The 15750-nt window shown below is 69.0% G+C and carries 14 protein-coding genes; 2 read left to right on the top strand and 12 right to left on the bottom strand.

The genetic code is table 11. The features are described from left to right. Position 1 precedes the first annotated feature (1 nt). The 3 genes from B2515_RS03720 to recR all read right to left on the bottom strand — a co-directional run bounded on the left by B2515_RS03720 (position 2) and on the right by recR (position 2724). On the bottom strand, positions 2–1447 hold the full coding sequence (locus B2515_RS03720) for a DNA recombination protein RmuC (protein WP_293873846.1): 1446 nt from the start codon (positions 1445–1447) through the stop codon (positions 2–4). Positions 1448–1558: 111 nt separating this feature from the next. Beyond that, positions 1559–2080, bottom strand: coding sequence for a peptide deformylase (def, locus tag B2515_RS03725; RefSeq protein WP_293873848.1), 522 nt, complete (start codon positions 2078–2080; stop codon positions 1559–1561). 47 nt (positions 2081–2127) lie between these two features. Beyond that, positions 2128–2724 (bottom strand): recombination mediator RecR, encoded by a 597-nt coding sequence (gene recR / locus B2515_RS03730; protein WP_293873850.1) that lies wholly within the window; start codon positions 2722–2724, stop codon positions 2128–2130. A 54-nt stretch (positions 2725–2778) separates the two neighbouring features. Between recR and fmt the strand changes: the two genes are divergently transcribed. Both fmt and truA read left to right on the top strand, forming a co-directional pair. After that, positions 2779–3705: a methionyl-tRNA formyltransferase gene (gene fmt, locus B2515_RS03735; protein WP_293873853.1), complete on the top strand. Its 927-nt coding sequence runs from the start codon at positions 2779–2781 to the stop codon at positions 3703–3705. Then, positions 3702–4439: a tRNA pseudouridine(38-40) synthase TruA gene (truA, locus tag B2515_RS03740; RefSeq protein WP_293873855.1), complete on the top strand. Its 738-nt coding sequence runs from the start codon at positions 3702–3704 to the stop codon at positions 4437–4439. The genes fmt and truA overlap by 4 nt, the downstream gene beginning before the upstream one ends. A 317-nt stretch (positions 4440–4756) precedes the next feature. Here the strand turns inward: truA and B2515_RS03745 are convergent, their stop codons facing one another. The 9 genes from B2515_RS03745 to smpB all read right to left on the bottom strand — a co-directional run bounded on the left by B2515_RS03745 (position 4757) and on the right by smpB (position 15663). Next, the gene (locus tag B2515_RS03745; RefSeq protein WP_293873858.1) at positions 4757–5944 is read right to left on the bottom strand and encodes a class I SAM-dependent RNA methyltransferase; all 1188 of its coding nucleotides are present in this window, start codon (positions 5942–5944) and stop codon (positions 4757–4759) included. Further along, positions 5941–7329: an NAD(P)H-hydrate dehydratase gene (locus tag B2515_RS03750; protein ID WP_293873861.1), complete on the bottom strand. Its 1389-nt coding sequence runs from the start codon at positions 7327–7329 to the stop codon at positions 5941–5943. Before B2515_RS03750 ends, B2515_RS03745 begins: the two co-directional genes overlap by 4 nt. Further along, positions 7326–7730, bottom strand: a complete 405-nt coding sequence (locus tag B2515_RS03755; protein ID WP_293873865.1) for a hypothetical protein — start codon at positions 7728–7730, stop codon at positions 7326–7328. The genes B2515_RS03750 and B2515_RS03755 overlap by 4 nt, the downstream gene beginning before the upstream one ends. Then, positions 7717–9435 carry a dihydroxy-acid dehydratase gene (ilvD, locus tag B2515_RS03760; RefSeq protein ID WP_293873868.1) on the bottom strand — a complete coding sequence of 573 codons (1719 nt, stop codon included), beginning with the start codon at positions 9433–9435 and terminating at the stop codon, positions 7717–7719. Before ilvD ends, B2515_RS03755 begins: the two co-directional genes overlap by 14 nt. Before the next feature lie 60 nt (positions 9436–9495). After that, positions 9496–9846: a response regulator gene (locus tag B2515_RS03765; RefSeq protein ID WP_293873870.1), complete on the bottom strand. Its 351-nt coding sequence runs from the start codon at positions 9844–9846 to the stop codon at positions 9496–9498. A gap of 82 nt (positions 9847–9928) precedes the next feature. Next, entirely contained in the window at positions 9929–12310 is a 2382-nt protein-coding gene (locus tag B2515_RS03770; RefSeq protein WP_293873872.1) for a hybrid sensor histidine kinase/response regulator, read from the bottom strand. A gap of 156 nt (positions 12311–12466) precedes the next feature. After that, positions 12467–14530: a M13 family metallopeptidase gene (locus B2515_RS03775; protein ID WP_293873874.1), complete on the bottom strand. Its 2064-nt coding sequence runs from the start codon at positions 14528–14530 to the stop codon at positions 12467–12469. A 75-nt stretch (positions 14531–14605) separates the two neighbouring features. After that, positions 14606–15181: a DUF2062 domain-containing protein gene (locus tag B2515_RS03780; RefSeq protein ID WP_293873876.1), complete on the bottom strand. Its 576-nt coding sequence runs from the start codon at positions 15179–15181 to the stop codon at positions 14606–14608. Continuing rightward, complete coding sequence (gene smpB / locus B2515_RS03785) at positions 15181–15663, bottom strand: SsrA-binding protein SmpB (protein WP_293873879.1); 483 nt, start codon at positions 15661–15663, stop codon at positions 15181–15183. Before smpB ends, B2515_RS03780 begins: the two co-directional genes overlap by 1 nt. Positions 15664–15750 lie beyond the last annotated feature (87 nt).

A 15750-nucleotide genomic window follows, 5' to 3' on the forward strand; every position in this document is an offset into this window, starting at 1 on the left:
CCTATTCGGCCGCATCCGGCAGGCGGAGCGGCTGTTCGTCGCCATAGCGCGCCATCGCCTCGACCGGTTCCACGACGGAAATCTCGCGCGCGCCCGGTTCGATGTTGAGGTCGCGGAACTTGCGCGCGGAGACGAGCGCACGGCTTTCGAAGCTGGAGACGAAGCCGTTGTAATTGTTGACCGCGGTGGTCAGGCCGCTGCCGACCTTGCGCAGGTCCTCGCCAGCCTTGGCGAGGCGGTCGTAGAGTTCCTTGCCCAACGCGCCGATCGCGCGGGCCTCGGTCGCCAGCTTCTCCTGCCGCCAGACCGCCGCGACGGTGCGGGCGATCGCGACGAGGTTGGTCGGCGTCGCGAGCAGGACGCGCTTGTCGAAGGCGAACTGCCAGATGTCGGCGTCATATTCGAGCGCGGCGGACAGGAAATGCTCGCCGGGGATGAACATGATGACGTAATCCGGCGTGTCGGTGAACTGCGACCAATAGCTCTTGGCGGACAGGCCGGCGACGTGGGCGCGGATCGAGGCGGCGTGCGCGGCGAGGCCGGTGCGGCGATCGGCCTCGTCGACCGCACCAAAGGCATCCTGATAGGCGTTAAGCGACACCTTGGCATCGATGATGAGCGATTTGCCGCCCGGGATGGTGACGATGGCGTCGGGCCGCAGGCGCCCGCCCTCTCCGTCCGCGACGCTGACCTCCATCGCGAAATCGGTATGTTCGGCGAGGCCGCAGCTTTCGAGCACGTTGCGCAGCTGCTGTTCGCCCCAGCGGCCGCGCGCCTTGGGGGCGTTGCGGAGCGCGTTGACCAGCTTGGCGGCCTCGCCCGAGACGCGTTCCTGGCCGAGCCGCATCTGTTCGATCTGCCCCTTGAGGTCGCCGAAGGCGTCGCGGCGTTCGGCCTCGACCTTGGCCACCCCCTCCTCGTAGCGGAGCAGGCGGTCGTTGACCGGCTGGAGTAGCGACTTGAGGTTGGTGCCGGCCAGTTCCTCGGACTGGCGGAAGCGCGCCTCGGCGCGATCGAGGAACGCCTTTTGCGCGTCGGTCAGCGCCTTGTTGGCGAGGTCATTGAATTGCGTCGCCATCAGCTCCTTCGCCTCGCGCATGTCGGCGAGGCGCGCCTCGAACGCTTCGTGCTGCGCGCGCATCGTCGCGAGGTCGGCGCGGGCAGCATCGCGATCGGCACGGATGTGGACGAGTTCGCCGCGGAGCGATTCGGCGGCGGCGGAGCGGTCCTCGTGCTGCGCGCGCAAAGCGGCGAGGTCGCGGGTCGCGTCGTTGCGCTCGCGCTCGACGGCGTCGCGGGTCTGGCGGATCAGGTCGGCGTCGGCGGCCTTACTCTGCGCGACGGCGAGGTCGGCGGCGAGCGTGCCGGCCTTGCGGTTGGCGAGCAGCCAGCCGATGACGAGGCCGGCGACGAGCGCCAGGACGGCGATGATGAGCGACTGATCCAACGATTGCGTTCCCTTGTTACGAGGGGAACATAGGTCGAACGGACTGGCGGGGACAGGGAAAAATGAGGGCCGGCGTCGCCCCTCCCGTTTCGGGGAGGGGCGAACGGCCGGTCAGCCGCGGCGCAGCTTGGTCAGCTTCTTCATCACCATGTCGCGCTTCAGGCGGCTGATATGGTCGATGAAAAGCACGCCGTTGAGATGGTCGATCTCATGCTGCATACAGGTGGCGAGCAGGCCGGTGAGGTCTTCCTCATGGGTCGCGCCCTGTTCGTCCTGCCAGCGGACGCGGCAGGCGGCGGGACGCGCGACGTCGGCATATTGTTCGGGGATCGACAGGCAGCCTTCGTTGTAGGTGCTCGTCTCTTCGCTGACCGAGAGGACTTCGGGATTGATATAGGCGTGGGGTGCCTTGACCGGCTTGTCGTCTTCGTCCTTCTCGTCCTGCAGGTCGATGACGAGGATACGGCTGTCGAGGCCGACCTGGATCGCGGCAAGGCCGATGCCGTTGGCATCGTACATCGTATCGATCATGTCCTGGACGAACGCGCGCGTCTCGTCGGTGATCGCCGCGACGGGCTTGGAGATCAGGCGCAGGCGCGGATCGGGGACTTCGACGATGGGAAGGACTGCCATGCGGCGTCCGCTAGGTCGCGAGGCGTTTGCCGTCAAGATTGACCGGATCAGGCGACCGGGCGGCGGGCCCTGAGTGCCTGCGCGAGCGTGCCTTCGTCGAGATAGTCGAGTTCGCCGCCGACCGGCAGGCCGTGCGCGAGCTGGGTGACGCGGACCGGGAAGCGTTCGATCCGATCGGCGAGGTAATGCGCGGTCGTCTGCCCCTCCAGCGTCGCATTCATCGCGAGGACGACCTCGTCGATGCCGCCCGCCTCGATCCGCGCGACCAGCGCGTCGATCGCGAGGTCCTCGGGACGGATGCCCTCGAGCGCGGACAGGCGGCCGCCGAGGACGTGGAAGCGGCCCGGGAACAGGCGCGACCGTTCGAGCGCCCACAGGTCGGCGACCTCCTCCACGACGCAGAGCGCACGCTGGTCGCGACGCGGATCGGCGCAGATCGCGCAAGGGTTGGCGGTATCGACGTTGCCGCAGACGGTGCAGGTTTCGAGCCGTTCGTCGACCGCCTCGAGCGCGGCGCGCAGCGGGCCAAGCGCGGCCTCGCGCTTCTTGAGCAGGTGGAGCACGGCGCGGCGCGCCGAGCGCGGGCCGAGGCCGGGAAGACGCGCCAGCGCCTGGGTCAGGGCTTCGATTTCGGGAGACGCCATATTGGGAACAGATAGGGGGTTGCGCGCCCGCCCGCCAGCGCGTTGAAGGCGGGCATGCGGATCATCTTCATGGGAACTCCCGACTTCGCGGTGCCGACGCTGGAGGCGCTGGTAGCGGCCGGGCATGACGTCGTGGCGGCGTACAGCCAGCCGCCGCGTCCCGGCGGACGGCGCGGGCGCGAGACGGTCGCCTCGCCGGTCCAGCAGCGAGCGGAGGCGCTGGGGATCGCGGTGCGGCATCCGGTCAGCCTAAAGGACGCGGAGGCGCAGGCGGCGTTCGCCGCGCTGGATGCGGACGTCGCGGTGGTGGCCGCCTATGGGCTGATCCTGCCGCGCGCGGTGCTGGACGCGCCGCGGCTCGGCTGCCTCAACGTCCACGGCTCGCTGCTGCCGCGCTGGCGGGGGGCGGCGCCGGTGCAGCGCGCGATCCTGGCGGGCGATGCCGAGACGGGGGTCGGCATCATGCAGATGGAGGCCGGGCTCGACACTGGGCCGGTACGGCTGGAGGGGCGCGTCGCGATCGAGGGCAAGACCGCGGGTGCGCTGACCGGCGAGCTGGCGGCATTGGGGGCGCGGCTGATGGTGAATGTGCTGGCCGATCCGGACGCGCATCCGGCGGTGGCGCAGCCGGCGGACGGCGTCACCTATGCCGCCAAGATCGGCAAGGCGGAGGCGCGGATCGACTTCACGCAGAGCGCGGTGGCGGTCGAGCGGCTGGTGCGGGCGATGAACCCGGCGCCGGGGGCGTGGTTCGAGGTCGCGGGCGAGCGCGTCAAGGTGCTGGCTGCCGACGTGCTGCCGTTCAGTTTTCCGGGTGGTGAAGGGACGACCGTCGATGCGACGCTGGCGATCGCCTGCGGGGACGGGGCGATCCGGCCGACGCTGGTCCAGCGCGCCGGGCGTGGCGTGACCACGGCGGAGGAGATGCTGCGCGGCTTTCCGGTGCGGTCGGGGACGGCGCTGAACGAGGGCGGGCTTTGACGCGATTCGCGCTGCGGGTCGAATATGACGGCCGGCCCTTCATGGGCTGGCAGCGGCAGAAGCACGGGCCAAGCGTGCAGGCGGCTTTGGAGGAGGCGGTGTTCCGCGTTACCGGCGAGCGCGCCGCGGTGCATGCGGCGGGGCGGACCGATGCGGGCGTGCACGGACTGGGGATGCGGGCGCATGTCGACATCGCAAAGCCGATCGCGCCGTTCCGCCTGATGGAGGCGCTCAACGCGCGGGTGCGGCCGGCGCCGGTGGCGGTGCTGGAATGCGTCGAGGTTGCGGACGACTGGCATGCGCGGTTCTCGTGCCTGGGGCGGTCGTACGAATATCGGATCGTCAACCGACGCGCGCCGCTGACCTGGGAGGCGGGGCTGGCGTGGCAGGTGCCGCAGCCGCTCGACGACGCGGCGATGGCGGCGGCGGCGGCGATGCTGGTCGGCCGGCACGACTTCACGACGTTCCGGTCGGCGCATTGTCAGGCGGATTCGCCGGTGCGGACGCTGGATGTCCTGTCGGTCGAGCGGGTCGGGGAGCGGATCGCGGTGCGGGCGGCGGCACGGTCGTTCCTCCATCATCAGGTGCGTTCGATGGTGGGGTGTCTGGCGCTGGTCGGCATGGGGCGGTGGTCTGCAGAGGATGTGCGGGTCGCTCTGGAGGCGCGGGACCGGGCGCAGCTTGGGTTGAATGCGCCGCCTGACGGGCTGTTCTTCGTGTCGGCGGTCTATTGAGTATCGCGGACGCTCGAAGGACAAAGAGCTCGCCCTTGGCGCAGGCCGCGCGATCGGGAGACGTCGGTGCGTGCGGTTGCCGTGACCGGAAGGTCGGCGAAGAACAGTGACCCGGCTGCAAGCGCAACTCTCCGCGTTTCCGCGCGAACCATCCTTCTTTTCAGGCCGATGATATTTGCACGCGAAGACGCGAAGACGCGAAGGTGTTGCGGCTGAAATATCCGCTGCACGTTCCCCATGCGGTGGTGCGTCTTCCGATCGCTTCGGTCGCCACTGGTTGAAACCCCTTTGCGTCTTCGCGTCTTCGCGCGAACCAATCACCGCACGAAACGCGCCGCCAGTTCGACATGGGTGGACCAGCGGAACTGACCGACGGGCTGGATCCAGTCGATCCGCCAGCCGCCCTCGATCAATAGTTTCGCGTCGCGGGCGAAGCTCGACGGGTTGCAGGAGACGTAGCCGATGACCTTCGACTGGCAGGCCGCGAGCGCTTCGGTCTGGTCGCGGGCGCCGGCGCGGGGCGGATCGATGACGATGGCGTCGAAGCGGTCGAGCTCCGCCACGGTCAGCGGGCGACGGTAGAGATCGCGATGTTCGGTGAAGACCTGCATCTGGCGGCTGCCGGCGGCGGCCTTGAGCGCGAAGAGCGCGTCGCGGGCGCCTTCGGCGGCATAGACGCGCGCGGGCAGCGCGAGGGTGAAGGTGCCGAGACCGGCGAACAGGTCGGCGATCGTGCCCGCGCCCTTGGTCGCCTCGCGCATCGCGGCGACGAGCGCGTCCTCGCCCTCCTGCGTCGCCTGCAGGAACGCGGCGGGCGGCAGCGGCACCGGGTGGCCGCCCAGCGTGATCGTGACCGGCTGCGGCTCCCAGCGCGTTTCGGGGCCGTCGCCGCTGTCGAGCGTAAAGCGGGCGATGGCGTGGCGTTCGCAGAAGTCGGTGATCTTTTCCGCAGCGGCGAGGCCGTCGGCGGTGAGGTTGGTCACCATCACGTCCGGCCCCTGATCCGAGAGGGTCAGGTGGACGTCGCCGCGACGCTTGAAGCCGAGCTTTTGCAACAGCGTGCGCAGCGGACCGACGACCGCGAACAGCTCCGGCGCGAGGATGTGGCATTCGCGCATGTCGACGATGGCGTGGCTCTTCTCGGCGGTGAAGCCGAGGGTGACGCGGCCACCCTTCCCTTCCGCGTGCAGCGTCGCGCGGCGCCGCGTGTTGGGAGGTGAGACAAGCGGCGGGCGCAGCGCTGCGGACAGCTCCTGCCCGTCGAGCGCGCTGGCGACGCGGTCGGTGACGAAGGCGGCGTAGGATTCGTCGTCGAGGTGCTGGAGCTGGCAGCCGCCGCATTCCGGAAAGTGGCCGCAGGGCGGCACCTGATGGTGCGGGCCGTGGATGAGCGTGCCGTCTTCGCCCAGCAGGTCGCCGGGGGCGGCGAAGGCCGCGTGGCGGCCATCCGCGGTGACGCCATCGCCGCGGGCGGCGACGCGCAGAATCGTGTTGTCCGAAGTCATGCGCCGGCTCTGGCCGGGGTGAGCGCATTTGCCAAGTCGTCGGCGATGAAGCTTTTCCCGCATAGCGCCGCGGCGCGGGCGTGGAGCCAGGTGCCGGCGCTGGCCGCGGCGAGCGGATCGGCGCCCGGATGCGCGAGCTGCGCGGCGATCGTGCCTGCGAGGACGTCGCCGGTGCCGGCGGTGGAAAGCCATGCATTGCCGGCGGGGTGGACGCGTGTTCGGGTCGCGCTCGCGACGATCGTGGTCGGGCCTTTGAGGACGACGATCGCGTCCGCCCGGGCGGCAGCGGTGCGGGCCTGATCGAGCAAAGATCCGGCAGGTGTCCCGAACAATCCCTTGAACTCGCCGGCATGGGGGGTGAGCACGACGGGACGATGGCGGCCTTTCAGCGCGTCCGGGTCGAGCAGGTGCAACGCGTCGCCGTCGATGACGAGCCTATGGGTGTCGGCTTCGATGAGTGCCGTCAGCCGCGAGCGGGCTTTATCGTCACGGCCGAGCCCGGGGCCGATCAGGATGGCGCCGATGCGTCGGTCGGTCAGGGCTGCCGGGTCGTAGGGGCGGTGGACGATGGCGTCGGGACCGCCCTGCCCGCTGCCGCCGTAGAGCGCGACATAGCCGGCACCGCTGCGCAATGCGGCGATGGCGGCGAGGCGCGCCGCCCCTTCCATCGCACCGGCGATCACCGCGACCATGCCACGGGTGTATTTGTGCGATTCGGGGCCGGGTTGCGGCAGCAGCGGGGCGGCGGCGATGGCGACGTCGTCAGGGCGATCGATGCCGAGGTCGATCAGCCGGATCGCGCCGCAGGCCGTGGCGGCGGGGTGGAGGACGTGGGCGGGCTTGAGCGCGCCGAGCGCCAGCGTGAAGGTGGCGGGCGTCTGCCGCGTCCAGTCGGGCGCGTCGCCGGTGTCGGCATCGGTGCCGCTCGGCAGGTCCGCGGCGATGACGATCCGCGCCGCCTGTGCGAGGCGCGCCAGCTGCGCGTCGACGTCGCTGTGCAACGGACGGGTAAGGCCAGTGCCGAACAGACAGTCGATCAGGATTGGGGCGGGCCGTGCCCGATCGAGCGGTTCAATCGCGCCCATCCAGCGGCTGCGGGCATGGCGGGCGGCGTCGGTCTGCGGATCGGCGCTGGCTGCCAGCCGCACGGACAGGCCCGCGGCGTGCAGGGCGGCCGCGGCGACATAGCCGTCGCCACCGTTGTTACCGGGGCCGCACAGGACGAGGATTTCGGCACCCGCGGCAAGGCGGCGGGCGGCCTGCGCTATCCCATTCCCCGCTCGGTCCATGAGGGTCGCGACCGACGTACCGGCGGCGATCGCGGCATTCTCGGCGGCGCGCATCCGGGCCGCCGTCAGGATCGGCTGGCCCGCGATGGGTATCATGCGCCGCCCTTGATCGTCGCGGGCAGGCGGTAGCGGCCGTCGCCGATCGCGACGTCGATCGATCCGGCATCGGGAATGGTCACCCGCGCCGGTTCGGCGCCATCGGCCGCGACCACGCCGCGCCCGTCCCTGGTGACGAGCAGGCGATGGAAGCCGCCATCGGCGTGACGCAGCGTCAGGATAAGCCCGCGGTCGTCCTGCGCCTGTTCGACGGTGCAACTGCGCTGAAGCGCGCCCTGCCCGCGGGCGCACAGGATGTTGCCGGCGTCCTCGGCCGTCTTGGCCTGTTCGGCCTCGACCTGCGCGAGGACGTTGGTGTCGGCGGTCTGCGTCGCGGGATCGCTGCATGCGGAGAGGAGCAGGAATGCCCCCGCCGCACGGCTGCGATCAAATGTCCGCATAGACGTGGGTTTCGGCCTTCGCGCCGGGGTGGGTGACGGCGCCCTGCCATGCGGGACCGACGTTCTGGGCATAGCGCCACAATGCGCCCGACCCGTAATCGTTTACCCGCGGCTGCCATGCGGCACGGCGCGCGGCGAGGATGGCATCGTCGACGACGAGGTCGATCGTGCCGGTCTCGGCGTCGATGCGGATCGTGTCGCCGTCCTCGACCAGCGCGATCGGGCCGCCCTCGGCGGCTTCGGGACCGACATGGCCGATGCAGAAGCCGCGGGTCGCACCGGAGAATCGGCCATCGGTGATGAGCGCGACCTTCTCGCCCATACCGAGGCCGTAGAGCGCCGCGGTGGTCGACAGCATCTCGCGCATGCCGGGGCCGCCCTTCGGCCCTTCGTAGCGGATGATGAGCACTTCGCCTTCGTTGATCGAACGCGCCTCGACCGCGGCGAAGCAATCCTCCTCGCAATCGAAGACGCGCGCCGGCCCCTCGAACTGGAGGCGGTGCATGCCGGCGACCTTCACGATCGCACCATCGGGGGCGAGGGAGCCGCGCAGGCCGACGACGCCACCGGTCGGGCTGATCGGCGTCTGCACGTCGTAGATGACCTTCTGGTCGGGGTTCCACGTCACCTGATCGATGTTCTCGCCCAGCGTTCGGCCGGTGACGGTCATGCAATTGCCGTCGAGCAGGCCGCCGGTCAGCATCGTCTTCATCAGCATGTAGACGCCGCCTGCCTCATACATGTCCTTCGCGACATATTGGCCACCCGGCTTGAGGTCGGCGATGTACGGCGTCGACTTGAACGCTTCGGCGACGTCGAACAGGTCGAAATCGATCCCCGCCTCGCTCGCCATCGCCGGCAGGTGGAGCGCGGCGTTGGTCGATCCGCCGGTGGCGGCGACGACGCGGGCGGCGTTGATGAAGGCTTCGCGCGTGCAGATGTCGCGCGGGCGCAGCTGCCGGCCGACCAGTTCCATCACCTGCGCGCCCGCGGCGACGGCGATCTGTTCGCGCGTCGTATAGGGGGCGGGCACCATGTTGCTGTTGGGCAGGCTGAGGCCGATCGCCTCGCCGACGCAGGCCATGGTGTTGGCGGTGAACTGGCCGCCGCAGGCGCCGTGGCCGGGACAGGCGACCTTTTCGAGTTCGTGCACCTCCGACAGCGGACAGGCGCCGGCGGCATATTTGCCGACGACCTCGAACACATCGACGACGGTGACGTCGCGGTTGTGGAAGCGCCCGGGCAGGATCGATCCGCCATAGACGAAGATCGAAGGGATGTTGAGGCGAAGCATCGCCATCATCATGCCGGGGAGCGACTTGTCGCAGCCGGCGAAACCGACCAGCGCGTCGTAGCAATGGCCGCGGACGGACAGCTCGACCGAATCGGCGATGACTTCGCGGCTGACCAGCGAGGCCTTCATCCCCTGATGGCCCATTGCGATGCCGTCGGTGACGGTGATCGTGTTGAAGCGGCGCGGCATGCCGCCGCCGTTGATGACGCCGGCCTGCGCGGCATCCGCCTGCGCATCGAGCGTGGTGTTGCACGGCGCGGAATTGTTGCCGGCGCTGGCGAGCGCGACGAAGGGCTTGGCGATATCCTCCTCGCCGATGCCCATGGCGTAGTAATAGCTGCGGTGGGGAGCGCGTTCCGGGCCAACCGAGACGTGGCGGCTCGGCAGGCGGGTCTTGTCGAACTGGGTCATGGCGACAGGCTATTGCGTCGACGGAGCCCGCGACGCAAGTCTGTTACGCCAAATTTTTGTTCAGAGCGCTTCGAGCGCCTTTGCGACCCCGTCCATGGTGAACGGCTTCTGCAGGACGGGACGGTCGCGGAACTGCGCATCGACGCTGTCGTCGCTGCCGCCGGTGGCGAAGACGAACGGGATATCCCGCGCCGCAAGCGCTTCGGCGACGGGGGTGCTCTTCTCGCCGCCGCGCAGGTTGACGTCGAGGATCGCGGCGTCGATGCCGCCATCCTCGACCCGCGCCAAAGCGGTCGCGACGCTGTCGACGGTGCCGACGGCGGTCTTGTCGAGCACCTCGAGGAAATCCTCGAGCATCATCGCGATCAGCGGTTCGTCCTCGACGATGAGGATCTGGGTCGGAGCAGCCATCCATGGCCCTTACCCGCGGTTGTTGCGCAATGCCAACAGGTTGTTTTCGGTCTGTACCGGTCGGACGACACAAGGGCCGGGGCTAGCGCCCGACGAGCACGTCCCGCGCGGCCTCGGCGAGCTGCTGCACGCTGAACGGTTTGGGGAGGAAGGCGACGTTGTCGAGGTCGATCGACTTGCGCAACTGCTCCTCGGCATAGCCCGACATGAAGATGATCGGCAGGTCGGGATAGCGGTCGCGGGCGTGGCGGACCATGGTCGGGCCGTCCATCGTCGGCATCACCACGTCGCTGATGAGCAGGTCGGGGCGACCGTTGCGGTCGAGCAGGTCGAGCGCGGCCTCGCCATTCTCCGCGGTCATCACGGTATAGCCCTGCCGCGTCAGCGCGCGCTCGGCGACGGCGCGGACCATATCCTCGTCCTCGACCAGCAGGATGGTGCCGGTGCCCCACATCTCGACCGGCTTGGCGGGTGGTCGCGCGAGCGGTGGTCGCGTTACCGTCCCCGCCGCATGCACGGGCAGATACATGGTGAATGTCGCGCCCTGGCCGGGCCGCGAGTCAGCGAAGATCCAGCCGCCCGACTGTTTGACGATGCCATAGACGGTGGACAGGCCAAGGCCGGTGCCCTTGCCCACCTCCTTGGTGGTGAAGAAGGGTTCGAAGATCTTGGGCAGGATTTCGGGCGGGATGCCGCCGCCGGTGTCGGTGACGACCAGCGCGGTATAATCCGCGACCGGCAGGATGTCGGACGCCATCGCGCGCACTTCGCTGGCCGTCACCGCCTTGGTCTGGATCGTCAGGGTGCCGCCGCTGCGCGGATTGTGGGTCAGCATCGCGTCGCGCGCGTTGACCGCGAGGTTGACGACGACCTGTTCGAGCTGGCCCGGATCGGCGCGGACCGCGCCCAGATTGCGGCCATGGGTGACGTCGAGCGTGATCTGCTCGCCCATCAGACGCTTGAGCAGGTTCGAGACCTCCGCGACGACGTCGGGCAACTGCAGCGTCTGCGGGCGCAGCGTCTGCTGGCGGCTGAACGCGAGCAGCTGGCGGGTGAGGCTGGCGGCGCGGTTCGAGTTGGTGCGGATCTGCTGGATGTCGTCATAGTCGCTGTCGCCGGGCGAATGGCGCATCATCATCAGGTCGCAATGGCCGATGATGGCGGTGAGGATATTGTTGAAATCGTGCGCGACGCCGCCGGCGAGTTGGCCGACCGCCTGCATCTTGGTCGCCTGCGCCACCTCGCGCTTCAGGCGGCTTTCCTCGCTATTGTCCTTGAGGCTGAGCAGCACCGCGGCATCGCCGAGGCCGCGCGCGCCGGCGATGGTGAGCGCGACCGGTTCCTCGGGATGGCTCTTGAGCCGGACGGCCATGTCCGAGGAATGCGTCGCGCCCCCGGCGAAGCGGCGGATCGCATCGGCGACCGCGGTCTTGTCCTCGCGCACGACCAGGTCGCCGGGGTAGAGCGGCGGAGCATGCGGATCGACGCCGGCGGCGCGGATGAAGGCGTCGTTCATCTGCAGGAAGCGGCCCTCGCGATCGACCAGCGCCATGCCGAACGGCATCAGGCTGACGAGGCTGCGGACATGCGCCGAGGCGCTGGCGCCGATCGCCGGGGCGGTATCCTCGTCGTCGAGCAGCGCGACGAGCACGGGCGCATCCTCGCTGTCCATGAAGGGAATCTGGACGACGCGCAGCGGCGTGCCGTCGAGCCCCTCGCGTTCGAAGCGGACGAGGCCGCGGCTGTCGGTGATGAGCAGCCGGGCGAAGTCGCGCCCGTCGATCGGCCCGACCGCGCCCAGCGCGCGCTCGGCGAGCACGCGGTTGGTCGCGCGGACGCGGCCGTCGGGGCCGATCAGCGCCGCCATCACCCCTGCCCCGCCGAGCCGGTCGCCGGTCGCGCCGCCGATCAGCGCCTCGGTCGAGGCGGCAAGGTCCTGGCGCTGGAGGACGACGAAGCGCCAGACGAGCATGTCGCCGTCGTCGCCGGCGCGGGTGATATGCGCGGTGATGCGGTGGCGGCCAATGACGAGGCCCGCGATCTCGCCGCTGCCGTCGCGCCACGCGATGCGGCCGGCGTTACCGAGCAGCGCGACGCCATCGCCCTCAAGCGGCAGGCCGGGGGGCGTCGGAAAGCCGCCGAACAGCGTTTCGAACGCGTCGTTGGCGCAGACGAGGCGACCGGCGCGGTCAGTGATCGCCACCGCATCGCCGCTCGCCTGCGCGACGGCGCGGGTGAAGGCCCAGTCGATCGCATGGGGTTCGGCCGCGGCCTGCTGGCGCAGCAGGCGCCAACCGATGACGGCACCGGTGGCGACGATGCCGATGCCAAGGAAACCGGCGGCGACGGCGATGCTGCCGACGAGGAACAGGACGAGGCCGGCCGCGGCGATCGTCGCCCCGCCGGCGACGAGGATCGCGGCACGCTTCGGGTCGAGGCCGGCGGGGATCGGAAGGGACGCCATGTCGGCGCCGTCATCGCGGGATGTGACGCCCGCCGTCAAGCGATTGGTTTGACTGGTTGAGGCTCCGGCCCGCAGCGCCGGAGGGATCGGGCTCTCGCCGCGGCGCGACCGTCACCCCGGATCGGTCCGGGGTGACGGCACGATAGATCCGGGGCGTTACCAGATCTTGATGCGGTCGGCGGGGGCCAGATAATATTTCTGCCCCGGCTTCACGTTGAACGCCGGATACCAGGCGTCGAGGTTGCGGACGACATAGGCGCGCCACTGGCCCGGCGTGTGCGGATCGGTGGTGAGCTGGTTCTTGATCGACGCCTCGCGCGCCTTGGTCTGCCAGACCTGACCGAAGCCCATGAAGAAGCGCTGGTCGCCGGTGAAGCCGTCGAGCACCGGTGCCTTCTTGCCCTTCAGCGACAATTTGTACGCGTCATAGGCGACGTTGATGCCGGCGAGGTCGGCCATGTTCTCGCCCAGCGTCAGCTGGCCGTTGACGTGGCTGCCCGGGATCGGTTCGTAGGCGGCATATTGCGCGACGACCTTGTCGGTCAGCGCGCTGAAGCGCTTGACGTCCTCCGCGGTCCACCAGTCCGAGAAATTGCCCTTCGGATCGAACTTGCGGCCCTGGTCGTCGAAGTGGTGCGAAAGCTCGTGGCCGATCACCGCGCCGATCGCGCCATAGTTCACCGCCGGATCGGCGTTGGGGTCGAAGAACGGCGGCTGGAGGATCGCGGCCGGGAAGACGACCTCGTTCATCAGCGGATTGGCATAGGCGTTGACCGTCTGCGGGGTCATGAACCATTCGCTGCGATCGACCGGCTTGCCGATCTTGTCGAGCTGCCGCTTGTATTCGAACTCCGCGACGCGATCGGCGTTGCCGAGCACGTCACCCTTCACCACGCGCAGGTTGGTGTAGTCGCGGAACTTGTCCGGATAGCCGATCTTGGGGGTGAATGCCGCCAGCTTGGCGCGCGCCTTCACCTTCGTCTCGGGCGCCATCCATTCGAGCCGGGCGAGGCGCGCATCCATCGCCGAAATCAGGTTGCGGACGAGCTCGTCCGCCTTGGCCTTCGCCTCGGGCGGGAAATATTTCTGGACGTAGATCTGGCCGACCGCCTCACCCAGGCTGCCGTTGACGAGATCGACGCCGCGCTTCCAGCGCTCCTTGAGCTGCGGCGTGCCCGACAGCGTCGTGCCGTAGAAGGCGAACTGGGTGTTGACGAAGTTGGACGACAGCAGCGGCGCGGCGTTCGAGATGGTGTGGAAGGCGAGATATTCCTTCCATACCGGCAGCGGCGTCGCCGCGACGATCTTCGCGGTCGCGGTCAGCGCCGAGGGCTGGCCGACGATGACGCGGGTCTGGCTGCCGAGGCCCTGCGCGGCGAGCATCGCCTTCCAGTCGAAGCCCGGCATCGCGGTGGCGAGCTGCTCGACCGGCATCGGGTTGTAGCCCTTTTCGACCTGACGCAGCTCGGCACGCTCCCAATGGACCTGCGCAATGCTCTTCTCGAGGTCGAAGATGCGCTGCGCCGAACCCTGCGGATCGGGCTGACCGGCCATGCGCAGCATGTCGGCAATATAGGCGACGTACTTCGTACGCGCCTCGGCGAACTTGGGGTCGTCCTTGAGGAAATAGTCACGGTCCGGCAAGCCGATGCCGCCCTGGCCGAGGTAGACCGCGTAGACGGTATTGTCCTTGAGGTCCTGCTGCACGCCTGCGCCGATCGGCACGTCGATGCCGTGCATCGTCGCCTCGCCGAACGCCTTGGCGAGATCGGCCGGCGTGGCGATCGCGGCGATTTTCGCCAGATAGGGCTTCAGCGGCGCGGCACCGGCAGCCTCGATCGCGGGCGCGTCCATGAAGCTGGCATAGGTGTCGCCGATCTTCGCCGAGACGGGGTCGCCACCCGGATTGGCGGCGGAGCCCTCGATCACCGCGCGGGTGCGCTCGTCGGACAGGTTGCGCAGGATCGCGAAGCCGCCCCAGCTCGACCGGTCGGCCGGGATTTCGGTGCGGGCCATCCAGGCGCCGTTGACGTAATTGTAGAAATCGTTGCCCGGCAGCACCGCCTTGTCCATCGCGGTGAGGTCGACGCCGAAGTCGCCGAGCTGCGGCTTGCCGGGTACGGACTTCGCGGCGGGGGCGGCCGGCGTGGCGGTCTGGGCGTAGACGACGCCGGACGCGGCGGAGGCGAGCAGAAGAGCGGCGAGAACCGGTTTGCGCATGAATGGCCCTTTTGAAGGAAAGAACGGAAAATCAGACTCGGTATGACCGGTGTTGTAGCCGGTTAGAACGCCTCGTCAAATATGGTTTCGATTGTGACGATGTCGCCATTTGCGCGCGATCCACAGGCGCCAGCCGAGCGCCGACAGCGCATAGCCGAGCAGCGCGCAGCCCGTGGTCAGGACGATCAGGCCGAGCCCGAACGCCGGCCCCTGCGACCACAGCCAGTGGAGCGCGCCGGTGAGCCATTGCAGCCAGCCGGTCGCGGCCTCGGTGACGGGCTGGGTGATAGCGGGCGCATCGCTGCGCAGCAGCCACGTGCCGATCTTGTAGGCGACGAACCACAGGAACGGGGTGGTGAACGGATTGGTGATGAACGTGGTCAGCGCCGCCACCGGCACGTTGGCGCGAAACGGCAGCGCGAAGAGGGCGGCGATCGCGATCTGCGCGACCGGAAACAGGAAACCCGCGACCATGCCGAGCGCGACGCCGCGTGGCACCGAGCGGCGATTGAAGCGCCACAGGCCCGGCTCCATCACGCGATGCGCCACGGGCCGCAGCAGCCGGTTCGATTCCATCGAATCCCGCGTCGGCATGTTGCGCCGGCACCAGGCGAGACTCTTGTGGACCATGCCCGGGGCCGGCGACGCCATCAGCCCCGATCGCGCATGATTCGTCCGGCTTCCCGCTTCCATTCGCGCTCCTTGATCGCGGCGCGCTTGTCGTGGTCCTTGCGCCCCTTGGCCAGGGCGAGTTCCACCTTCGCGCGGCCGCGGCCGTTGAAATAGACACTGAGCGGCACGAGGGTCATGCCCTCGCGCGCGACCGCGCCGTGGAGCTTGTTTATCTCGCGTTCGTGAAGCAGCAATTTACGGGGCCGCTTGGCCTCGTGGTTGTAGCGGTTGCCGTGGCTGAATTCGGGCACGTTGGCGTTGACCAGCCAGACCGATCCGTCGCGCACCTCGGCATAGCTTTCGGCGATGCTGCCCTCGCCGAAGCGGAGCGACTTCACCTCGGTGCCGGTAAGCGCGATGCCCGCCTCGTAGACGGTGTCGATGCTGTATTCGAACCGTGCCTTGCGATTCTCGGCGACGATCTTCTTCTTGTCGAAGGTGGCGGGTTTGGGACGCGACATGTGAGGGCGATGTAGGGGGTGATGGGGGGCAAGGGAAGCGGGGTGGCGACGATTGCGCCGACCACCGCGTGTGATAGCATCTCGTCC

The sequence above is a fragment of the Sphingomonas sp. UBA978 genome (assembly GCF_002292295.1).
In the GTDB taxonomy this organism is placed as follows: Bacteria; Pseudomonadota; Alphaproteobacteria; order Sphingomonadales; family Sphingomonadaceae; genus Sphingomonas.